This window comes from Alienimonas chondri, assembly GCF_013036045.1.
In the GTDB taxonomy this organism is placed as follows: Bacteria; Planctomycetota; Planctomycetia; order Planctomycetales; family Planctomycetaceae; genus Alienimonas; species Alienimonas chondri.
Map to the genome: position 1 here is coordinate 1 of NZ_WTPX01000337.1, position 987 is coordinate 987.

2 protein-coding genes and 1 pseudogene are annotated in these 987 nt (G+C 70.7%); all 3 read left to right on the forward strand.

Annotation, left to right across the window (positions count from 1 at the left end):
* Window positions 1-412 (forward strand): hypothetical protein (locus tag LzC2_RS21720; protein ID WP_206678871.1); only part of this gene is annotated, 412 nt, incomplete at its 5' end.
* 62 nt (window positions 413-474) lie between these two features.
* On the forward strand, window positions 475-717 hold the full coding sequence (locus LzC2_RS21510) for a hypothetical protein (protein ID WP_171190067.1): 243 nt from the start codon (window positions 475-477) through the stop codon (window positions 715-717).
* Window positions 718-786: 69 nt separating this feature from the next.
* Window positions 787-987 (forward strand): annotated as a pseudogene (locus LzC2_RS21515) (hypothetical protein); the annotation flags it as partial.

Here is a 987-nt window from a genome sequence, read left to right on the forward strand (position 1 = left end):
CCCCCGTCCCCTTGTGAAGGAGTTTCCGATGACCCGCCGAACGTTCCCCCTCTTGGCCGCGGCCCTGGCTTTGGCTGTCGTCGGCCCGCTTGCCCCCGCGGCCGACGTCCCCGCGGCAGAAGTCCCCGCGGCCGACGCCCCCACGGTCCTCCGGGCGGAGAAGGAAGTGGTGTCCTATCGGGCGGCGAAGTGGCAGTCCGCCCACTTCGCCGATTCGGAAAAAGTCGACAGGCACGTCGCGACCCTGAAGAAGCTGGGCTGCGAAGTGAAGACCGATCCGCACGGCGGCCACACGGACGTGTCCCATCGTTGCCCGACATGGATGGAGCTCGCCTTCAACGACCACGAGACAGCGCATGCTTGGGAGACGTGGCTCAAAGCGAACGGCTTCGAGACCAGCCACTCCCACTGATCGCCGTTCCGCCTGGCTGCCGGGTGGCCCGGCGGTCCGCATCTCGCAAGGAGGCCGTATCGATGCGAACTCGAACCAACGCCGCCCTCATCGCCGTCGCGCTGCCGGCGCTCTTCGCGGCGACGACGGCGGTGTCGTGGAACCATGAACACGAGGAACCGCCCCCCGGGTTCGTTCCGCACCTCGCGGTCGACGCCCTGGGCGTCCTCGCCGCGCGGTGGAACGGCTCCGCGGCGCAAGGCCTGTACCGCAGGTGGGACGGCCACCTCGGCGCGCTTTGCGCCAATCCGTCGCACCGTCACTGACCCTGCTCCCCCGCTCGGATCGTCTCCGAGCGGCGTGCCCCCCGCGTCCCCGACCAGAAGGACTCCCTGATGAAGACTCTCTCCCGAACCCTCGCCGCCGGCCTCGCGCTGGCCGCCTCCGCCGCGTTCATCGGCTGTGCCCCCGACGACGACGGCCCCGCCGTGATGACCGACGCCCCCCCGGCCGCGTCGTCGTGGATCAGTTCGGCGTGGTACCCCTCGTCGCCCAGTTCGATCAGCGGGCCGCCGTGCGGGCCCTCGGTCGGGTGG